The organism is Mycobacterium kyogaense, from assembly GCF_003254575.1.
Classification (GTDB): domain Bacteria; phylum Actinomycetota; class Actinomycetes; order Mycobacteriales; family Mycobacteriaceae; genus Mycobacterium; species Mycobacterium kyogaense.
This window is the reverse complement of sequence record NZ_QJUA01000128.1, coordinates 1-260: the sequence shown is the minus strand read 5'-3', so window position 1 is coordinate 260 and position 260 is coordinate 1. Positions and strand designations below refer to the sequence as shown.

The following is a 260-nucleotide window of genomic DNA, read 5'->3' as shown; positions in this document are numbered from 1 at the left end:
ATACGTCGGCAACGGTCGACCACGGGGCCCACGCCCCAAAACCGACAGACCGTCACCGAAGTCCTGACACATCAACTGTCACCGAAGTCCTGATGCAGAACTGTCACCGATGTCCTGAGACATCACAACCGACCGCGTTGACTCATCAGAAATGCGCGCGAATGGGCGGGTCGTTGCCTCATCAGGAATGCGCGCGTAGGCCCAGTGGATGGGGTTGACGTTGACCGAGCGCCGAGCAATCACCGAGGCGGCTGCGAAGC

Annotated in this window: 1 protein-coding gene; it reads right to left on the bottom strand. The window is 60.8% G+C overall.

Annotated elements, in window-relative coordinates; translation table 11 throughout:
• Window positions 1-78: 78 nt before the first annotated feature.
• Window positions 79-260, bottom strand: a 182-nt coding sequence (locus DMB80_RS28455) for a hypothetical protein (RefSeq protein WP_205539001.1), incomplete at its 5' end; no start/stop codon positions are given.